The 16,501-nt window shown below is 54.8% G+C and carries 13 protein-coding genes; 5 read left to right on the forward strand and 8 right to left on the reverse strand.

Annotated features, from left to right (window positions below; all coding sequences use genetic code 11):
* Positions 1-675: 675 nt before the first annotated feature.
* The 8 genes from astC to codA form a co-directional block, all read right to left on the reverse strand.
* The gene (astC, locus tag GE278_19775) at positions 676-1,893 is read right to left on the reverse strand and encodes an acetylornithine/succinylornithine family transaminase (GenBank protein QLK62850.1); all 1,218 of its coding nucleotides are present in this window, start codon (positions 1,891-1,893) and stop codon (positions 676-678) included.
* Positions 1,894-2,059: 166 nt separating this feature from the next.
* Positions 2,060-2,635, reverse strand: a complete 576-nt coding sequence (locus GE278_19780) for an aminodeoxychorismate synthase component II (GenBank protein ID QLK62851.1) — start codon at positions 2,633-2,635, stop codon at positions 2,060-2,062.
* Between the two features lie 53 nt (positions 2,636-2,688).
* Positions 2,689-3,291 carry a putative adenosine monophosphate-protein transferase Fic gene (locus GE278_19785; protein ID QLK62852.1) on the reverse strand — a complete coding sequence of 201 codons (603 nt, stop codon included), beginning with the start codon at positions 3,289-3,291 and terminating at the stop codon, positions 2,689-2,691.
* Positions 3,281-3,451 carry a DUF2559 family protein gene (locus GE278_19790; protein QLK63358.1) on the reverse strand — a complete coding sequence of 57 codons (171 nt, stop codon included), beginning with the start codon at positions 3,449-3,451 and terminating at the stop codon, positions 3,281-3,283. Before GE278_19790 ends, GE278_19785 begins: the two co-directional genes overlap by 11 nt.
* 96 nt (positions 3,452-3,547) lie before the next feature.
* On the reverse strand, positions 3,548-4,753 hold the full coding sequence (locus GE278_19795) for a DUF4432 family protein (protein ID QLK62853.1): 1,206 nt from the start codon (positions 4,751-4,753) through the stop codon (positions 3,548-3,550).
* Positions 4,754-4,997: 244 nt separating this feature from the next.
* Positions 4,998-6,539, reverse strand: coding sequence for a DUF853 family protein (locus tag GE278_19800; GenBank protein QLK62854.1), 1,542 nt, complete (start codon positions 6,537-6,539; stop codon positions 4,998-5,000).
* A 139-nt stretch (positions 6,540-6,678) separates the two neighbouring features.
* Positions 6,679-7,245: a peptidylprolyl isomerase A gene (gene ppiA / locus GE278_19805; GenBank protein QLK62855.1), complete on the reverse strand. Its 567-nt coding sequence runs from the start codon at positions 7,243-7,245 to the stop codon at positions 6,679-6,681.
* A gap of 145 nt (positions 7,246-7,390) precedes the next feature.
* Complete coding sequence (gene codA, locus GE278_19810) at positions 7,391-8,686, reverse strand: cytosine deaminase (protein QLK63359.1); 1,296 nt, start codon at positions 8,684-8,686, stop codon at positions 7,391-7,393.
* Between the two features lie 200 nt (positions 8,687-8,886).
* Here codA and nirB point away from each other — a divergent pair, with 200 nt between their 5' ends.
* The 5 genes from nirB (at position 8,887) to GE278_19835 (ending at position 16,456) form a co-directional block, all read left to right on the forward strand.
* Positions 8,887-11,439, forward strand: a complete 2,553-nt coding sequence (gene nirB, locus GE278_19815) for a nitrite reductase large subunit (protein QLK62856.1) — start codon at positions 8,887-8,889, stop codon at positions 11,437-11,439.
* Entirely contained in the window at positions 11,436-11,786 is a 351-nt protein-coding gene (gene nirD / locus GE278_19820) for a nitrite reductase small subunit NirD (GenBank protein QLK62857.1), read from the forward strand. The genes nirB and nirD overlap by 4 nt, the downstream gene beginning before the upstream one ends.
* A 60-nt stretch (positions 11,787-11,846) precedes the next feature.
* Positions 11,847-13,229, forward strand: a complete 1,383-nt coding sequence (gene cobA, locus GE278_19825) for a uroporphyrinogen-III C-methyltransferase (GenBank protein ID QLK62858.1) — start codon at positions 11,847-11,849, stop codon at positions 13,227-13,229.
* A 239-nt stretch (positions 13,230-13,468) separates the two neighbouring features.
* A complete protein-coding gene (locus GE278_19830) occupies positions 13,469-14,638 on the forward strand; it encodes a Nuclear pore complex protein-Nup96 precursor (protein ID QLK62859.1) in 1,170 nt (389 codons plus the stop codon).
* 105 nt (positions 14,639-14,743) lie between these two features.
* On the forward strand, positions 14,744-16,456 hold the full coding sequence (locus GE278_19835; GenBank protein QLK62860.1) for a ShlB/FhaC/HecB family hemolysin secretion/activation protein: 1,713 nt from the start codon (positions 14,744-14,746) through the stop codon (positions 16,454-16,456).
* Positions 16,457-16,501: the final 45 nt, after the last annotated feature.

The following is a 16,501-nucleotide window of genomic DNA, read 5'->3' on the forward strand; positions in this document are numbered from 1 at the left end:
AACACGCGCTGTCGCTGGGCTGACGGACGTGTTCGGTGACTGCCGCATGTGGCGCAAAACCCTGCCGCTGCGCGGTTCCCTCTCTCGGTGCTGGAGCCATAGGTCTCCAGCCCGCTCCGTTCGGCAGGATTTTTTAATCGCGCCATCTCACCATCTTTAAAGACAAAATCAATGGAGAATCAGCAAAGTGTTTTTTGTTTTTTGTTTTTTGTTTTTTGTTTTTTGTTTTTGAAATGATCCGAGCGGGTGAAGTTGTGACCTAAAAAGCCTGCGGCCGTTTTCAAAAATCACGCCGGAGGAAGAGGTGGAAAACCGCGCGTCTTTCTGCGCGGGTTGTAACCCGACCGGAGGGTACCGCGCAGCGGCGGGATTTTGCGGCAATCACAGGAATACCTGAAACACAGTCAGTATGCATGGCACGGGTTTTAAAGAGCCGGAGATTCTTAAGAGGCGCGGCGATAGGCGCCTCTTAAGGCCGGTTTGGGCGGCAGCCCAAGGTTTGGACCTTAAACATAGTGCTCGTGTTTGAAAAAGCGAGGGGAGTGCAGAGGGTAAAAGTATTTCCCCTCTGCTCGGTTTCGAGCACTGAAAGTGAAATGAGCACTGAAAGTGAAATGATCACTGCTGGTGAGAAACCGAAATATTCTCGATCCTATTTCATCAGAGGCATGAGGGCTATGCCCCTACAACTTTCCCCACGGCTTTCTCAAACCGCCCCATTCCCTCTTCAATATCCGCGAAGTCGATCACCAGTGAAGGAGCGAATCTCATCACATTCGGCCCTGCGACCAGCATCATCAACCCAAACTCGGCTGCTGCTGCATGAAATTCCCCGGCGCGGTTTTTGAAGGCATCCGCCAGTTCGGCACCAATCAGTAAGCCCTGACCACGAAATTCTTTGAAGAGGTGATATTTCTGGTTAATACCTTCCAGCGCTTTGATGAATTTCTCGCGACGCTCATCGATGCCCGCCAGTACTTCCGGCGTGTTAATGATATCCAGTGCCGCTTCGGCGACGGCGCAGGCCAGCGGATTGCCGCCGTAGGTGGTGCCGTGTTTACCCGGTTCCATGACCGATGCCACGTCTTCGGTTGCCAGCATGGCGCTCACAGGGAAGCCACCACCCAGCGCTTTCGCGGTGGTCAGGATGTCCGGCGTCACGCCGTAATGCATGTAGCTGAACAGCTTACCACTGCGGCCCATGCCGCTCTGGACTTCGTCCAGCACCAGCAGCGCCTGATGTTTGTCACACAGCTCGCGCAGGCCTTGCAGGAACGCCTGAGTGGCAGGCGTCACGCCGCCCTCGCCCTGCACCGGTTCGACCACAATCGCACAGGTGTGATCGTCGATGACTGCTTTGACCGCGTCCAGACAGTTAAACGGAACGTGGACGATGTCAGCCGGTTTCGGGCCGAAGCCGTCTGAGTATTTTGGCTGGCCGCCGACCGAAACGGTGAACAGCGTGCGGCCATGGAAAGCATTGTGGAAAGCGATAATTTTGCTTTTATACGGGCTGTGGCGATGCGAGGCATAATAACGCGCCAGCTTAAATGCGGCTTCATTAGCCTCCGCACCAGAATTGGCGAAAAATACGCGGTCAGCAAACGTGGCGTCGATCAGCTTCTGCGCCAGTCGCAAAGCGGGTTCGTTGGTGAACACGTTGCTCACATGCCACAGGGTTTCGCCTTGCTCGTGCAAAGCCTTCACCAGCGCAGGATGACAATGCCCCAGCGCGGTCACTGCGATACCACCGGCGAAATCAACATACTCTTTACCCTGCTGATCCCACACGCGGCTGCCTTTGCCTTTCACCGGAATAAACTTCGCTGGTGAATAAATCGGCAAAATAACTTTGTCGAACGTGCTCCGGTCTACCGCTGATTTTTCTGCCATAACCCTGCTCCCTTACCTGTTTGCGTCGGTGAGTAGTAACGCTGTTCTGGAGTTCACGATCCTGAGGATGTGAAAATATAATCATAAAATATGCATAATAAATCACTCACAGGCAAACAGAAATCACACCTGTCAGGTAAGTAATTTTTTTGATGAGCGTAAGCGTTTAGATCTTAAGGAAATTGTCCAAAAGCTGATGACCCTGTTCGCTCAGAATACTTTCAGGATGGAACTGAACGCCATGCAGTGGCAAGGTCTTGTGCATGATGCCCATGATTTCGTCGCGCGCGCCTTCCCGCTCAGTCCATGCGGTAACGCTAAAACAGTCCGGCAGCGTGTCAGGCGCAATCACCAGAGAATGGTAGCGCGTCACGGTCAGCGGGTTGTTCAGCCCGGTAAATACGCTGTTGCCGGTGTGGTAGATCGGTGAGGTTTTGCCGTGAATGGCCTGTCGGGCGCGGACGATTTCCGCACCAAATGCCTGCGCCATCGCCTGATGCCCAAGACATACGCCAAGGATCGGCAAACGGTCAGAAAAATGAGTGATGGCCTGTAAGGAGATCCCGGCCTGATCGGGCGTACAGGGGCCGGGAGAAATCACCAGATGCGACGGCGAGAGGTTTTCGATATCCGCCAGCGTCAGCTGATCGTTACGCACCACTTTAACCTCTGCGCCCAACTCGCAAAAATACTGATAGAGGTTGTAAGTGAAGGAGTCGTAGTTGTCGATCAGCAGCAGCATAGTGTTCCCGGTAAAGACGAAAATTTACCGGGCAATTCTACGCATATTGTCGATCAATGTTCATCAGCAATTTCGCTAACAACGTCCTTAAAGATCGCCACCAGCTCAGACTCATCGCCAAACACCGCCGTTTTGTTGGCGTCGAGCCAGCGCTCGCGTTCGACGTTTGCCCACTGAATGTCATAACCGGCATGAATCACCAGTTGCTCGGTGAAGATCCTCAGCGCGCGGCCATTGCCTTCACGGAAGGGATGCAGCAGATTCAGGCCGGTGTAGAAATGCGCCAGCCGTTCAGCGAACTTGTCCAGCGGCAGCCCGACCAGAAACTCTTCATCTTCCAGCTCCTGCATCAGTGCATTGCCTTCTTTTTCGATGTAACCGAAATGGCAAAACTGTGTGTCGTCTTTATAGATGTCGATTTCGCGGAACTCGCCCGCCCACGGGTAGATATCCTGAAAAAGCGCCAGATGGATAGCGCACAGATGCGGCAACCCCATCACCGAGGGCCCGAGGGGCATCACCGCCGCACGCAATGCAGTGAAGGCCAGTTCAGCTTCGCGCAGACGATGCGCCTCGCGGATTTCCAGCCGGTTTTTCAGCACGTGAATGCCGCGATAGTAGTAAGGATCGGCACCGGTCACGAGTTTATCGTTCATAGTGCCCCCTCAGTTCAACCAGACGCTGTGCGATTTGCTCGTTGTCTAGCGTCACTATCTCTACCTGCAAACCATCCAGTGCACTGCTGGCCTGAAAGTTTTGTCGTTGCCTTTCACGAAAGAGTTTTTCCTGCTGTCTGAGCGTCGTCTTTTTCGCCATCATTTCCTCCCTGGCACAGCCATTGGGGCACATACCTTGTGGAGTTAAGTATAGACAGAGAAAAAAGGGCGCCACGTCCGGCACCCTAAACTCAGATTATTCAACAGCGATGGGTTGATCGCTGACCTCAGTTTTATGTTCACCCTGCAAGGTTTTCACCCGTTGCTCAAGCTGTTGTACCGCCTTGGCGTCCGGCAGCAGCGAGTATTTAAGTTCAAATACCGTGCTCTGGCCGGGCTGCAACTGCTTCACGCGGCCCTGTTTACGTTCGATGGTCACCGGATACGCATAGTTAGTCCCCGGTTCGATGCCGGTCACGTAACCCTGTTTCAGCGTGTCGGTGTTTTTCCACAGGGTCAGTAACGGAAGCTGATGAGTATCAAACTCAATCGACGCGCCCTTATCCCCCGCTTTGTTCACCACTCCCGCCACCGTTTTGCCCTGCGCATCGGCCAGTGGCACCATGTTGAAGACCATTTCGTCGAAGCCTTTGGTCGGCCCGGCGTAAGTCTGCCAGTCGGTCAGACCTTTTTTGGCGTAATCGTTGAACGGAGAGATGGATTTGAGCGGAGCGATAAAGCGCGCGCCCTGTTCAAGGATCGGCTGACCAAAGTTGCTGTGATAGATAATCTGGTAGTCGTGCGGGTAATCCGACGCGTTAGTCAGCGTATCGTGAACAGTCCACGACTGGCTGCCCGGCACGTAGCGCAGTTCCGTCCAGGTCTGGAGTTTAGCTTTCTTGAAGGTGTCTTCTTTTAGCAGGCCGCGCACGGTGATTTCAAACGGCGCTTTGTCGGCAATCTCTACTTCCACTTTGGAGGCTGGCGTGTTGCCCGCACGGCCATGCAGCGTGTAGATCATGCCGTCGGCGGTGACAGGATGGCCGGTCCATTCGAAGCCGCAGCGCACCATCATTTCGTTGAAACCTTCCAGCCAACCCACGCCGTTGCGGCTTTCCAGATTGATGTAAGCCGGATTCACCACTTCCTGAACCGGTGAGTCCCAGCCTAAACGAATGTTATCACCGGTGACGTGCAATAAATCCATACCACGGGTCGGGCTGAGGGCGATGGTCAGCCCTTTGCTGGTAATAGTAATAACTTTAGAGCCTTCCTGTTTTCCCCCGTGCAGAACTTTTTGTTCAATGCTGAAATCAGCGCCGGCGAGGTTCAGCTTTTTGCTGTCAGTCTTCCAGTTTCCCAGTTCGGTACCGGCTTCAGCATCCGTCAGCACGATAGTTTGCGCCGCAGCCTGCCACGAAAAAAGCCCCATCACGATCCCGGTTACGAGTAATTTTTTCACATCCACTCCTTTTTGCTGAATTGATTTAGCCCAAAAGCAATTCAGCCTACAAATCCTGCCGGAGGAAAAACGTGACAGCCTTCACTACGCGGAGTTTTGCATCAAAAACAGCGGGAATAACGTGCCTCGCGTGGCAATCTGGAGTGTAGAACAGATTTATTTGCAGCGAAAAATGCGATGCCCGGCAGGAATCCACCGGAAGAAGCTGACGCGGTTCAGCTACTTCCGGTAAAAGTGGGGAAAACTACTTTTTGCGGCCGCCCATGATGGAGCCTAAAACACCGCGCAGGATCTGGCGACCTAGATCGCGTGCGATACTTTTGGTAACGGATTGCACCACGCCATCTCGTTTGCCACCGCGAGGACCGGTACCGCCGAACAGGATGTCGTTCAGGCCGCCCATCAGTCCGCCGCCGGAAGAGGCTTCTTCTGCGCGGCTGGTTTTGTCTGCGGGTTTTGCAGCACCCGCAGACTGCGGCGTTTCCACCGTACCGAAACCCTGTTGGACGATTTTCTCGTAGGCGGATTCGCGGTCGATGCTGTCTTCGTAACGGCCGTACAGCGGTGACTGGTTAATCGCTTTATTACGTTCATCATCGCTCAGCAGGCCCATTTTGGATTCAGGCGCGATGACCATTGCCCGCTGAACCACTTCCGGACGCCCCTTTTCATCGAGGAAAGAGACCAGCGCTTCGCCGACGCCCAACTCGGTGATCGCCGTTTCAGCATCGAACGCCGGATTAGCGCGCAGCGTTTGCGCCGCCGCTTTTACCGCTTTCTGATCACGTGGCGTAAAAGCACGCAGCGCATGCTGGACGCGGTTGCCAAGCTGTCCCAGCACACTGTCGGGAATATCCAGCGGATTCTGGGTGACGAAGTAAATCCCGACGCCTTTCGAGCGGATAAGGCGTACCACCTGCTCGATTTTGGTCAGCAACGCCTGTGGAGCATCATTGAACAGCAGATGCGCTTCGTCGAAGAAGAACACCAGCTTCGGCTGTTCAGGGTCGCCGACTTCCGGCAGATGCTCAAACAACTCCGCCAGCAGCCACAACAGAAATACAGAGTAAAGTTCAGGTTGATTGATGAGCTTATCTGCCGCCAGCAGGTTGATGATGCCATGACCGTTTTTATCGGTCTTCATCAGGTCATTGATATCCAGCATCGGTTCGCCGAAGAACTGATTCGCGCCCTGACCTTCCAGCGATAACAGACCGCGCTGGATAGCGCCGATGGAGGCCGGAGAAATATTGCCGTACTGCGTCTGGAACTGTTTGGCGTTATCCCCGGTGAACTGCACCATGGCACGCAAATCTTTCATGTCGAGCAGCAGCAGGCCGTTATCGTCAGCAATTTTAAACACCAGCTGCAACACGCCGCTTTGTACGTCGTTGAGACTGAGCAATCGCGCCAGCAGAAGCGGGCCAAGATCAGAAATCGTCGCACGGATCGGATGGCCTTTCTCGCCGAAAATATCCCACGCAATAATACTGCATGCCTGTGGCTGCCAGTCGGCCACGCCAATGTTGTTCAGCCGGGCACTGAGTTTCTCTGACGGCACGCCTGCTGCGCCAATCCCTGATAAATCCCCTTTCACGTCCGCCAGAAATACCGGGATGCCGATGCGCGAAAACTGTTCTGCCATACGTTGCAGCGTGACGGTTTTGCCGGTACCGGTCGCGCCGGTTATCAGGCCATGCCGGTTCGCCAGCGCGGGGAGGATCACCAGATCTTGTAACGGTTTACCTTCACGCAAGGCTTTCGCAATCAGACGGGCTTCACTCATTTCATTTTCCTTAAAAGTGGGACGCGAGGGCGTTTATTAAAACCTATTAGTCAGCGGGATGGGCGTCAAGAAACGAAATTGAAAAAGCCCCCGGGAGCGGAGGCTTTGAGAAAGGAACGAATAGGCATTTAAAAAAGAATTAAGGCAGTACTTTCGCAGACAAAATGACAATCGGCGTAGTGGGAACGTTCTGGTATGGCCCGACATTATCAGTTTTAACCGCAGACATTTTGTCTACCACATCCATCCCTTTGATGACTTTACCGAAGACGGCATAGCCAAAATCACGCTGGCCGTGATCGAGGAAGGCGTTATCTGCGACGTTGATGAAGAACTGGCTGGTCGCGCTGTCTTTGTCGGCGGTGCGCGCCATGGCCACTGTGCCGCGCAGGTTACGCAGGCCGTTGTCGGCTTCGTTCTTAATTGGTGCTTTGGTCGCTTTCTGCTGCATGTCAGCTGAGAAACCGCCGCCTTGCACCATAAAACCTGGGATCACGCGATGGAATACGGTGTTGTTGTAGTAACCGCTCTGGGCGTAATCAATGAAATTTTTCACAGAAACCGGTGCCTTCGCACTGTCGAGTTCCAATTCGATATTCCCTGCTGAAGTGGTCAGCATTACGTGAGTTTCACCGGCAGCAAAAACCGGCGACATTGCAGTCAGGGATAGCAGCGCAGTGAAGGCCACTAAAGTACGTTTAAACATGACGGTTCCTTTCTCGTGAATACAAACAACAGATCTCACTGATTCTAAAGAGGCTTTACGCTCAGCGCCAGACCTTTACCTATATTTACGCTTTCGAAAAATTTATCCAGATATTTCAAAATATTACATCAGATTTCTCAAGCATTTAGCTGTTGAAATCCACGGAATAATCTTTATCAAGATGAATGACCGTTTGCGCTGGCTGGGTTTGCGCAATCACCACGCCCTCACGAACAGAATACCGCACCGGTGCCTGACGGCGAACTGCATCGAAACCGCTTTCTGCCGCCAGAATCACCAGACTGGCGGCGTTGCCCGCGTCAAGGCCGTAGCCCTGCAAATTCATAGTACGGGCGCTGTAGGTCGTGATGAGTTTCAGGCCGTCGTCAATTTGCTGATAACCCATCAGCTGGCAAACATGCAGCCCCATGTGCAGCACCTGTAACATATTGGCGGTACCGAGCGGATACCACGGATCGAAAACGTCATCGTGGCCGAAGCAGACGTTGATCCCGGCGTCGAGCATCTCTTTCACCCGCGTGATGCCGCGACGTTTCGGATAAGTATCGAAACGCCCCTGCAAATGAATATTCACCAGTGGATTAGCAACGAAGTTAATACCCGACATTTTCAGAAGACGGAACAGCCGCGAGGTATATGCGCCATTGTAGGAATGCATCGCAGTGGTGTGGCTGGCGGTCACGCGCTCGCCCATATTTTCGCGCAGTGCCAGCGCAGCGACGGTTTCCACAAAGCGCGACTGCTCGTCATCAATCTCATCGCAATGCACGTCAATCAGCTTGTTGTACTTCCTGGCCAGCGCGAAGGTTTTATGCAACGATTCCACGCCATATTCGCGGGTGAATTCAAAATGAGGGATCGCTCCCACTACGTCGGCACCCAACTTCAAGGCCTCTTCGAGCAGGGCTTCGCCGTCGGGGTACGACATAATCCCTTCCTGCGGAAACGCCACGATTTGCAGCGTCACCCACGGCGCAACTTCGGCTTTCACTTCCAGCATCGCCTTCAGCGCTGTGAGCGTCGGGTCGGACACATCGACATGCGTGCGCACATGCTGAATACCGTTGGCGATTTGCCATTTCAGCGTCTGCCAGGCGCGCTGTTTAACGTCCTCATGCGACAGCAGCGCCTTGCGCTCTGCCCAACGCTCAATACCTTCGAACAGCGTGCCGGACTGATTCCACGCGGGCTGACCGGCGGTTTGCGTGGTATCGAGATGAATATGCGGTTCGATAAAGGGGGGAATTGCCAGCCCGCCTTCGCCGTCCAGAATGTGCCCGCCCTGCTCATCATTATGCGGTTGAGAAAGGATCTGGCGGACAATACCGTCTTCAATCTCGATTTGCCACAGCCCCTCACGGTCAGGCATCCGGACATTTTTAATGGTACGCAAAAGGGTTTTCGGCACGCGCGACCTCATGGTTTCAGAAAGACGGTGGAAAGAATGCAATAACAGAACAATAGCCTGAAACTGTTTATAAATCGAAAGGTTACATAAAAACCCAATAAAATCAGTCAAGTACCACCTAGGGAGTATATTGGGAGCGGCTTGATTTGCATCAATACCCTCTGTTACGCGCGCGTTATGTTTAGCCTCAGAAAATCAAAATTGAGGCAATTATGAGCAAAGTCAGACTCGCGATTATCGGTAACGGCATGGTCGGCCATCGCTTTATCGAAGACTTACTGGATAAAGCAGAGCCGGGTCAGTTCGATATCACGGTACTGTGTGAAGAGCCGCGCGTGGCCTATGACCGCGTCCATCTTTCCTCCTATTTTTCCCACCACACCGCCGAAGAGCTTTCTCTGGTACGCGAAGGATTCTATGAGAAGCACAACGTCAACGTGCTGATCGGCGAACGCGCCATCACGCTGAACCGCAAAGAGAAAGTGATCCACTCCAGCAGCGGACGCACGGTGGTGTACGACAAACTGATTATCGCGACCGGTTCCTACCCGTGGGTACCGCCGATCGTCGGTTCTGAGGGTCAGGACTGTTTCGTTTACCGGACCATTGAAGACTTACACGCCATCGAAGCCTGTGCCCGTCGCAGTAAACGCGGTGCAGTGGTCGGCGGCGGCCTGCTGGGTCTGGAAGCCGCAGGCGCGCTGAAAAACCTCGGTGTGGAAACGCATGTGGTGGAATTCGCGCCTGGCCTGATGGCTGAACAGCTCGACGTGATGGGCGGCAGTCAGCTGCGCCAGAAAATCGAAAGCATGGGCGTACAGGTTCATACGGCGAAAAATACCAAAGAGATCGTTCAGGGCGGCAGTACGGCGCGTAAAACCATGGAATTCGCCGACGGCACGTCGCTTGAAGTCGATTTCATCGTGTTCTCCACCGGTATCCGTCCGCAGGATAAGCTGGCGCGTCAGTGCGAGCTGGACATCGCGCCACGCGGCGGCATTGTTATCAACGATCAATGTCAGACCAGCGATCCGGACGTGTACGCCATTGGCGAATGTGCGTCCTGGAATCAGCGTACATTTGGCCTGGTCGCACCGGGCTACAAAATGGCTCAGGTCACCGCCGATCATCTGCTGGGACGTGAAAACAACTTCACCGGCGCAGACATGAGCGCCAAGCTGAAACTGCTGGGCGTTGACGTGGCCGGTATCGGTGACGCTCACGCCCGCACGCCGGGAGCACGCAGCTACGTGTATCTCGATGAGAACAAAGCGCTGTATAAACGTCTGGTGGTCAGCGAAGACAACAAAACATTGCTCGGCGCGGTACTGGTTGGCGATACCAGCGATTACGGCAATCTGCTCCAGCTCGTACTCAATAGCATCGAACTGCCGGAAAACCCGGATGCGCTGATCCTGCCTGCTCATGCGGGCAGCGGTGGCGCGGTAATCGGCACCGATGCCCTGCCGGAAAGCGCGCAAATATGCTCGTGTTTCGATGTCACCAAAGGCGACATCATCAAAGCGGTGCAAGGCGGCTGCCATACGGTGGCGGCTCTCAAATCTGCGACAAAAGCTGGTACCGGCTGTGGCGGCTGTATTCCGCTGGTCACGCAGGTGCTGAATGCCGAACTGAGTAAGCAAGGCATCGAAGTCAATCATCATCTGTGCGAACACTTCGCCTATTCCCGTCAGGAGTTGTATCACCTGATCCGCGTTGAAGGTATTCGCTCGTTCGACGATCTGCTGAACAAATATGGTAAAGGCTACGGCTGTGAAGTCTGTAAGCCGACCGTCGGCTCGCTGCTGGCCTCCTGCTGGAATGATTACGTGCTGAAAGCGCAGCACACGCCGTTGCAGGACACCAACGACATCTTCCTTGCCAACATGCAAAAAGACGGCACCTATTCGGTGATCCCACGTTCACCGGGCGGTGAAATCACGCCGCAAGGACTGGTGGCGATTGGCGCTATTGCCGCCGAATATAATCTCTACACTAAGATCACCGGCTCCCAGCGCATCGGCATGTTCGGTGCACAGAAAGACGATTTACCTGCAATCTGGCAAAAACTGATAAATGCCGGATTTGAAACCGGTCAGGCCTACGCCAAAGCGCTGCGTATGGCGAAAACCTGCGTCGGCAGCACCTGGTGCCGCTACGGGGTCGGCGACAGCCTCGGTTTCGGCATCAGTCTGGAAAATCGTTACAAAGGCATCCGCACGCCGCACAAAATGAAATTCGGTGTATCGGGTTGCACCCGCGAGTGCTCCGAAGCGCAAGGTAAAGACGTCGGGATTATCGCGACAGAAAACGGCTGGAATCTTTATGTTTGCGGCAACGGCGGCATGAAACCGCGCCACGGCGATCTGCTGGCGGCAGACCTGGATAATGAGACGCTGCTGCGCTATCTCGACCGCTTCATGATGTTCTACATCCGCACCGCCGATAAGCTGCAACGCACCTCGGTCTGGATGGACAACCTCGAAGGCGGTATCGAGTATCTGCGTAAAGTCATCATCGACAACAAACTGGGTCTGAACGATCAGCTGGAAGCCGAGCTGGCACGCCTGCGTGAATCCGCCGTTTGCGAATGGCAGGAAACGCTGAATGATCCGGCAGCGCAAACCCGCTTCACCCACTTTATTAACAGCGGGCAGCGCGACCCGAATGTGCAGTTCGTTTCTGAACGCCAACAACATCGTCCGGCGCGCCCTGACGAACGAATTCCGCTGACGGTGATCGCCGACGGGGAGGAAGTATTATGAGCCAGTGGTTAACTCTTTGTTCTGTCGAAGACATCTTGCCGGGCTGTGGCGTTTGCGCGCTGGCCGGTGATGAGCAGGTCGCGCTGTTCCGCCCGTATGCAGATGAGCAGGTTTTCGCAATTTCTAATATCGATCCTTTTGCACAGGCCAGCGTGTTATCACGCGGGATAATCGGCGAGCATCAGGGCGAATTATGGGTCGCCAGTCCGCTGAAAAAACAGCATTTCCGCCTGACCGACGGCTTCTGTATGGAAGACGATCAATATTCGATTCCTGCCTATGACGTCCGCGTGCGTGACGGCAATGTTGAAATTGACACCGCCAGTCTTCAGGTTAAAACCTGCTAAACTCCGCGCCTTCACGCCGCCTCCGGGCGGCGTTTTCATCTGCTTGTGAGATCATCGCTCATGGATTACTTGCCCCTCTTTTGTCAGTTAAAAAACAGAGCCTGTCTGCTGGTGGGTGCCGGTGACGTTGCTGAACGTAAAGCGCGTTTACTGCTCGACGCAGGTGCAAAACTGACGGTTAACGCCCTCACCTTCACGCCGCAGTTTGAGATATGGGCAGATGAAGGCAAAGTTCGCCTGCTGAAAGGCGAATTCTCTCCACTGCTGGTGGATGAAAAATGGCTGGTGGTGGCTGCTACCGATTCCGATTTAGTCAATCAGGAAGTGAGCGAAGCGGCCGAGCATCGCCGCGTGTTCTGTAACGTGGTGGATGCGCCGGAAAGCGCCAGCGTGATTATGCCGTCGATCATCGACCGTTCACCGCTGATGATTGCCGTTTCTTCCGGTGGCAATGCGCCGGTGCTGGCGCGTCTGCTCCGCGAGCGTCTGGAATCCATTTTGCCGCAGCATCTGGGCAAACTGGCACAGGTGGCGGGCGGATTGCGGGCACGGGTCAAAACGCATTTCAACGACATATCCGAGCGCCGCCGCTGGTGGGAAAAACTGTTTAATCATCACCGCCTGGCGCAGTCGCTGGCCAATAATGACGACGCACAGAGTGAGCAATATCTGGAAGAGCTGTTCAGCGAGCCGGTGGATAAGCATGGCGAAGTGATTTTGGTCGGCGCCGGACCGGGCGATGCCGGTTTGCTGACGCTCAAAGGTTTGCAGCAGATGCAGCTGGCCGATGTGGTGGTGTATGACCGGCTGGTATCCGATGCCGTGCTGAATCTGGTCCGTCGCGACGCCGAACGGATTTTCGTCGGCAAACGCGCCGGGCATCATTGCGTTGCGCAGGAACGTATCAACGAAATCCTGCTGGAACAGGCGCAGATGGGTAAACGCGTGGTCAGGCTCAAAGGCGGCGATCCGTTTATCTTTGGCCGCGGCGGCGAAGAGCTGGAAGCATTGAAAGCAGCAGGTATCGCGTTTTCCGTCGTGCCGGGCATTACGGCAGCGTCGGGCTGCTCCGCCTACAGCGGCATTCCGCTGACCCATCGCGACCATGCGCAGAGCGTCCGGCTTATCACCGGTCACGCAAAACAAGACGGCGTGCTCGACTGGGCCTGTCTGGCGCAAGGTCAGCAAACGCTGGTGTTTTATATGGGACTGACGCAAGCAGGAGAAATTCAGCGCCGCCTGCTGGAAAATGGTCTGCCAGCAGAAACGCCGGTCGCGCTGGTGGAAAATGGTACCAGCCAGCAGCAGCGGGTCATCACCGGCGCGCTGACTGAGCTACACAATCTGGCTACACAGGTACAAAGCCCGAGCCTGATCATCGTCGGCAGTGTGGTCAGTCTGCGGGAGAAACTGAACTGGTTCGCCAGCAAAACGCAGCAATAAATCGGTAATGCCCCTGCAAAACTCGAGTTATTTTTCTAATCATTTCATGGAAGTGAAACTCCCCTCACTTCCACGCCCCGTTTTATCAGAAAATTCCTATAACAGAATATAGTTCCTGATTTATCGATCACCCAGATCTGTTTGCAAAATAATCACCCCACACAAATGGAATATTAAGCATCTTCGTCTTAAGCTTTATTTACGCCAACTGTGGCGTATTCCCCGTGGAGGGTCAAATCATGCGCCATATCATTCATGTTGGTCATGTTAACAAGGTTGCGCTCGCAATCTTGGTCGCCCTGTCTCTGGCTGCCTGTAGTGGCAGCGGTGGCGGCGGTTCTTCTCATACGGCAAAAACGTCCACCACCGGCTCTGCGACGTCCGGCGATGGAACCACTTCAGGCAGTGATGGAACGACGACGGCGGGTAACGGATCTACGGGAACAGGAACCGGCACAACGACCGGTGATGGCACCTCCACCGCCGGCAATGGAACAGGAACAGGGACTGGGACGGGTACAGGAACCGGGACTGGCACCGGATCGGGTAGTGGCACGGGTAGCGGTACCACATCGACTACGCTCGCCAGCGGTACCATTCTCAGCAGCGCAGGCGGTGCGGTCAGCGGACTGGGAACCCAGGTCAGCAGCATAGCCAGCCAGACGCCAATCGGTAATATTCCGGTTGCGGGAACCGGTGTTGTCACGATCATCGACAGCACGGGCAAAGCCGTCACTGACGTCGGCAGCGGAGTACAGAACGGCGTCGGGCAGTTGGGCACCAATCCAAATGCCATTGGCACCACCGTCGCGGGCGTACCGAAAGCCGTGGCTGATTTAGGCACCGGTGTATCGGGTCTCGGCACGTCACTGGCAACCAACACGGCAGGAACCCCGCTCAGCGGCGTGACCGGCGCGACGGGTGGACTGGTGAATAATGTTGGTTCGTTGGTGACCAGCACCGGTAACGGGCTGGCGCAGAATGTGCAAAGTGGCGCACTTTCGGGCGTAACAACCGGGGCGACGGGGATTGTCACACCGGTTGTGGCACAGGTACAGAACACCACCCAAACGGTTGGTGGCGCAACGGGTCTGGGTGCGCCGGTTAACGGCCTGCTGAATCAGGTCGGCGGCACCGTCAGCTCCGCCGGTACGCAGCTGTCGACCAGCACTCCAGCACTTGCCGGGCTGGGAACTGCGGTTACCGACACCGGCCAGGCCGTCTCTAAAACAGGGACAATTCTGGTACCCGCCAGCAACACCACCACGACAACTGCCAGTAACTCCGGCGGAATATCGGCAGGTGCAGGCGCGTCAGTCTCTCAATCTGGAGGGTTGATTGCCGGTGTAGGCACCACCGTCGGTGGGCTGACCAGCGGCCTTGGGCTGAAGCTGAACAAACCGCAGTAGTTAATTATCGTTAAACACGCAGTAAAAGCCCGCTTCCGGCACGTCCGGAAGTGGGTCAACGCTCGCTGAATTCCCACATTTGCCTGTGCGCTCAAAGGAATGTTTATGAGAATAAAATCCTGCATAGTGGCTTTATTGGGTTCTGCCATTGGGTACAGCTCGGCAGACATGTTCCCTACATTAATCGACCCGAATAACCCGGCCAAACTGGCTCCTCCGATTTCCCAGCCTCCGCCCAAATCGCAGAAAATCAATTTACCCACGCAAAAACCGGGCTCAGGCATGACGCCACAGACGCTGATCGACGTGAAGCATATTCAGTTTGTCGGCGGTACCGAATATCCACTGGATTCACTGGCCGCGCCTTTTAGCCAATACGTCGGCAAGAAAGTGCCCTTATCCTCTCTGCTGGCGGCGACCGATTCGATCACCCAGCGCTATCACCGCGACGGGTTTGTGCTCTCTTACGCCTACTTACCGGCAGATAATTTCCAGGACGGTGTGGTGAAAATCGGGCTGGTTGAAGGGTATATTTCCGGCACGCAGATCCACAGTGATAATCAGCAGGTGGGCCGCTGGCTGAGTAAATTGTCTCAGCACATCATGGCGGAAAAGCCCCTGACGCAGGATACCTTCGAGCGTTATACGATCCTGATGGGCCGCACGCCGGACACTAAAGTAACCGCGTCTGCCAGCAATCCTAATAACATCTACGGCGCAACGACGCTGGACGTGCAGGCGCTGCGCCCGCGTAACTGGAACATCGCCACCGCCGTCGATACCCGCAAAGGCGAAAGCTCCGCAGTGGTCAACGCCACGCTGAGCGGCCTGAGCACCTACGGCGAACAACTCGGCATCGCGACGCTCATCCCGCTGGAAAGTGATACCCGCAAAACCTACGCCGGGCTGAACTATCAACAATATCTCGGCGACGATGGCCTGCTTATGCAACTCAAAGGCAGCTATTACAAACAAAAAGATAAAGATTACAACACCATACTCTCGTTGCCCGATGACATTACCGTCGGATCGCAGAGCACCCAAACACAATATAACGGCGGTGTGGTGTTCAGCTACCCGCTTATGCTGACGCGCAAACAGCAGTGGACAGTCAGCGGCGAACTGGATTATCTCGATAAAAAATATGATTACGATTTAGTGGCGCGACGCGGCGACCGACAGGTGCAACTGCCGGGCATCAATCAGCGGATACGCTATCCGGCGGCGGAAGTATCGCTGACCGGTTACCGCGAATACGATCAGGCTTACTGGAATGCCAAATTCGATGTGCGCCAGGGGATGGACGGACTCGGCGCGACCAACAGCACGCCAAATGCCGATCTGACGTTTACCCGCTGGAAATTTAACGGTGACGCGGCCTACCTGTTCGACAAGAAATGGCGACTCAGTACATCTGTGGAAGGTGACTGGTCAGATAATGACTTACCAGAGCCTGAACGGGTGAATTTCGGCGCGCTACATTACGGGCGGGGATATCCGGACAGCGATGCCCAGGGTGATTATGGCGTTGGCGGGCAGGTCGAAATGCGCTACATCCACAATCTGGATCAGGGCGAATGGGTGAAAACCATTCAGCCTTACACGGTGGTCGATGCAGCCCATACCGAATTTAATCAGCAGGGGCTACCGAAGCAAAATCTGTCGTCATACGCAATCGGCGTGATGTTTGGTGATAACCGTCACTATACGTTATCGGTAGAAGCGGCGCGGCCAATTGGTGATCTGCCGGTCGACAGCAACTCTCGCGACTGGCGCTATAACGCCACATTTACCTATAACTTCAGCGCCGGTTCGTAGCCGGGCGTTAGCTGGCCTGAAAACAAAAAACCACGTCCAAAGGCG

The sequence above is a fragment of the Enterobacteriaceae bacterium Kacie_13 genome (assembly GCA_013457415.1).
Taxonomy (GTDB): domain Bacteria; phylum Pseudomonadota; class Gammaproteobacteria; order Enterobacterales; family Enterobacteriaceae; genus Rahnella.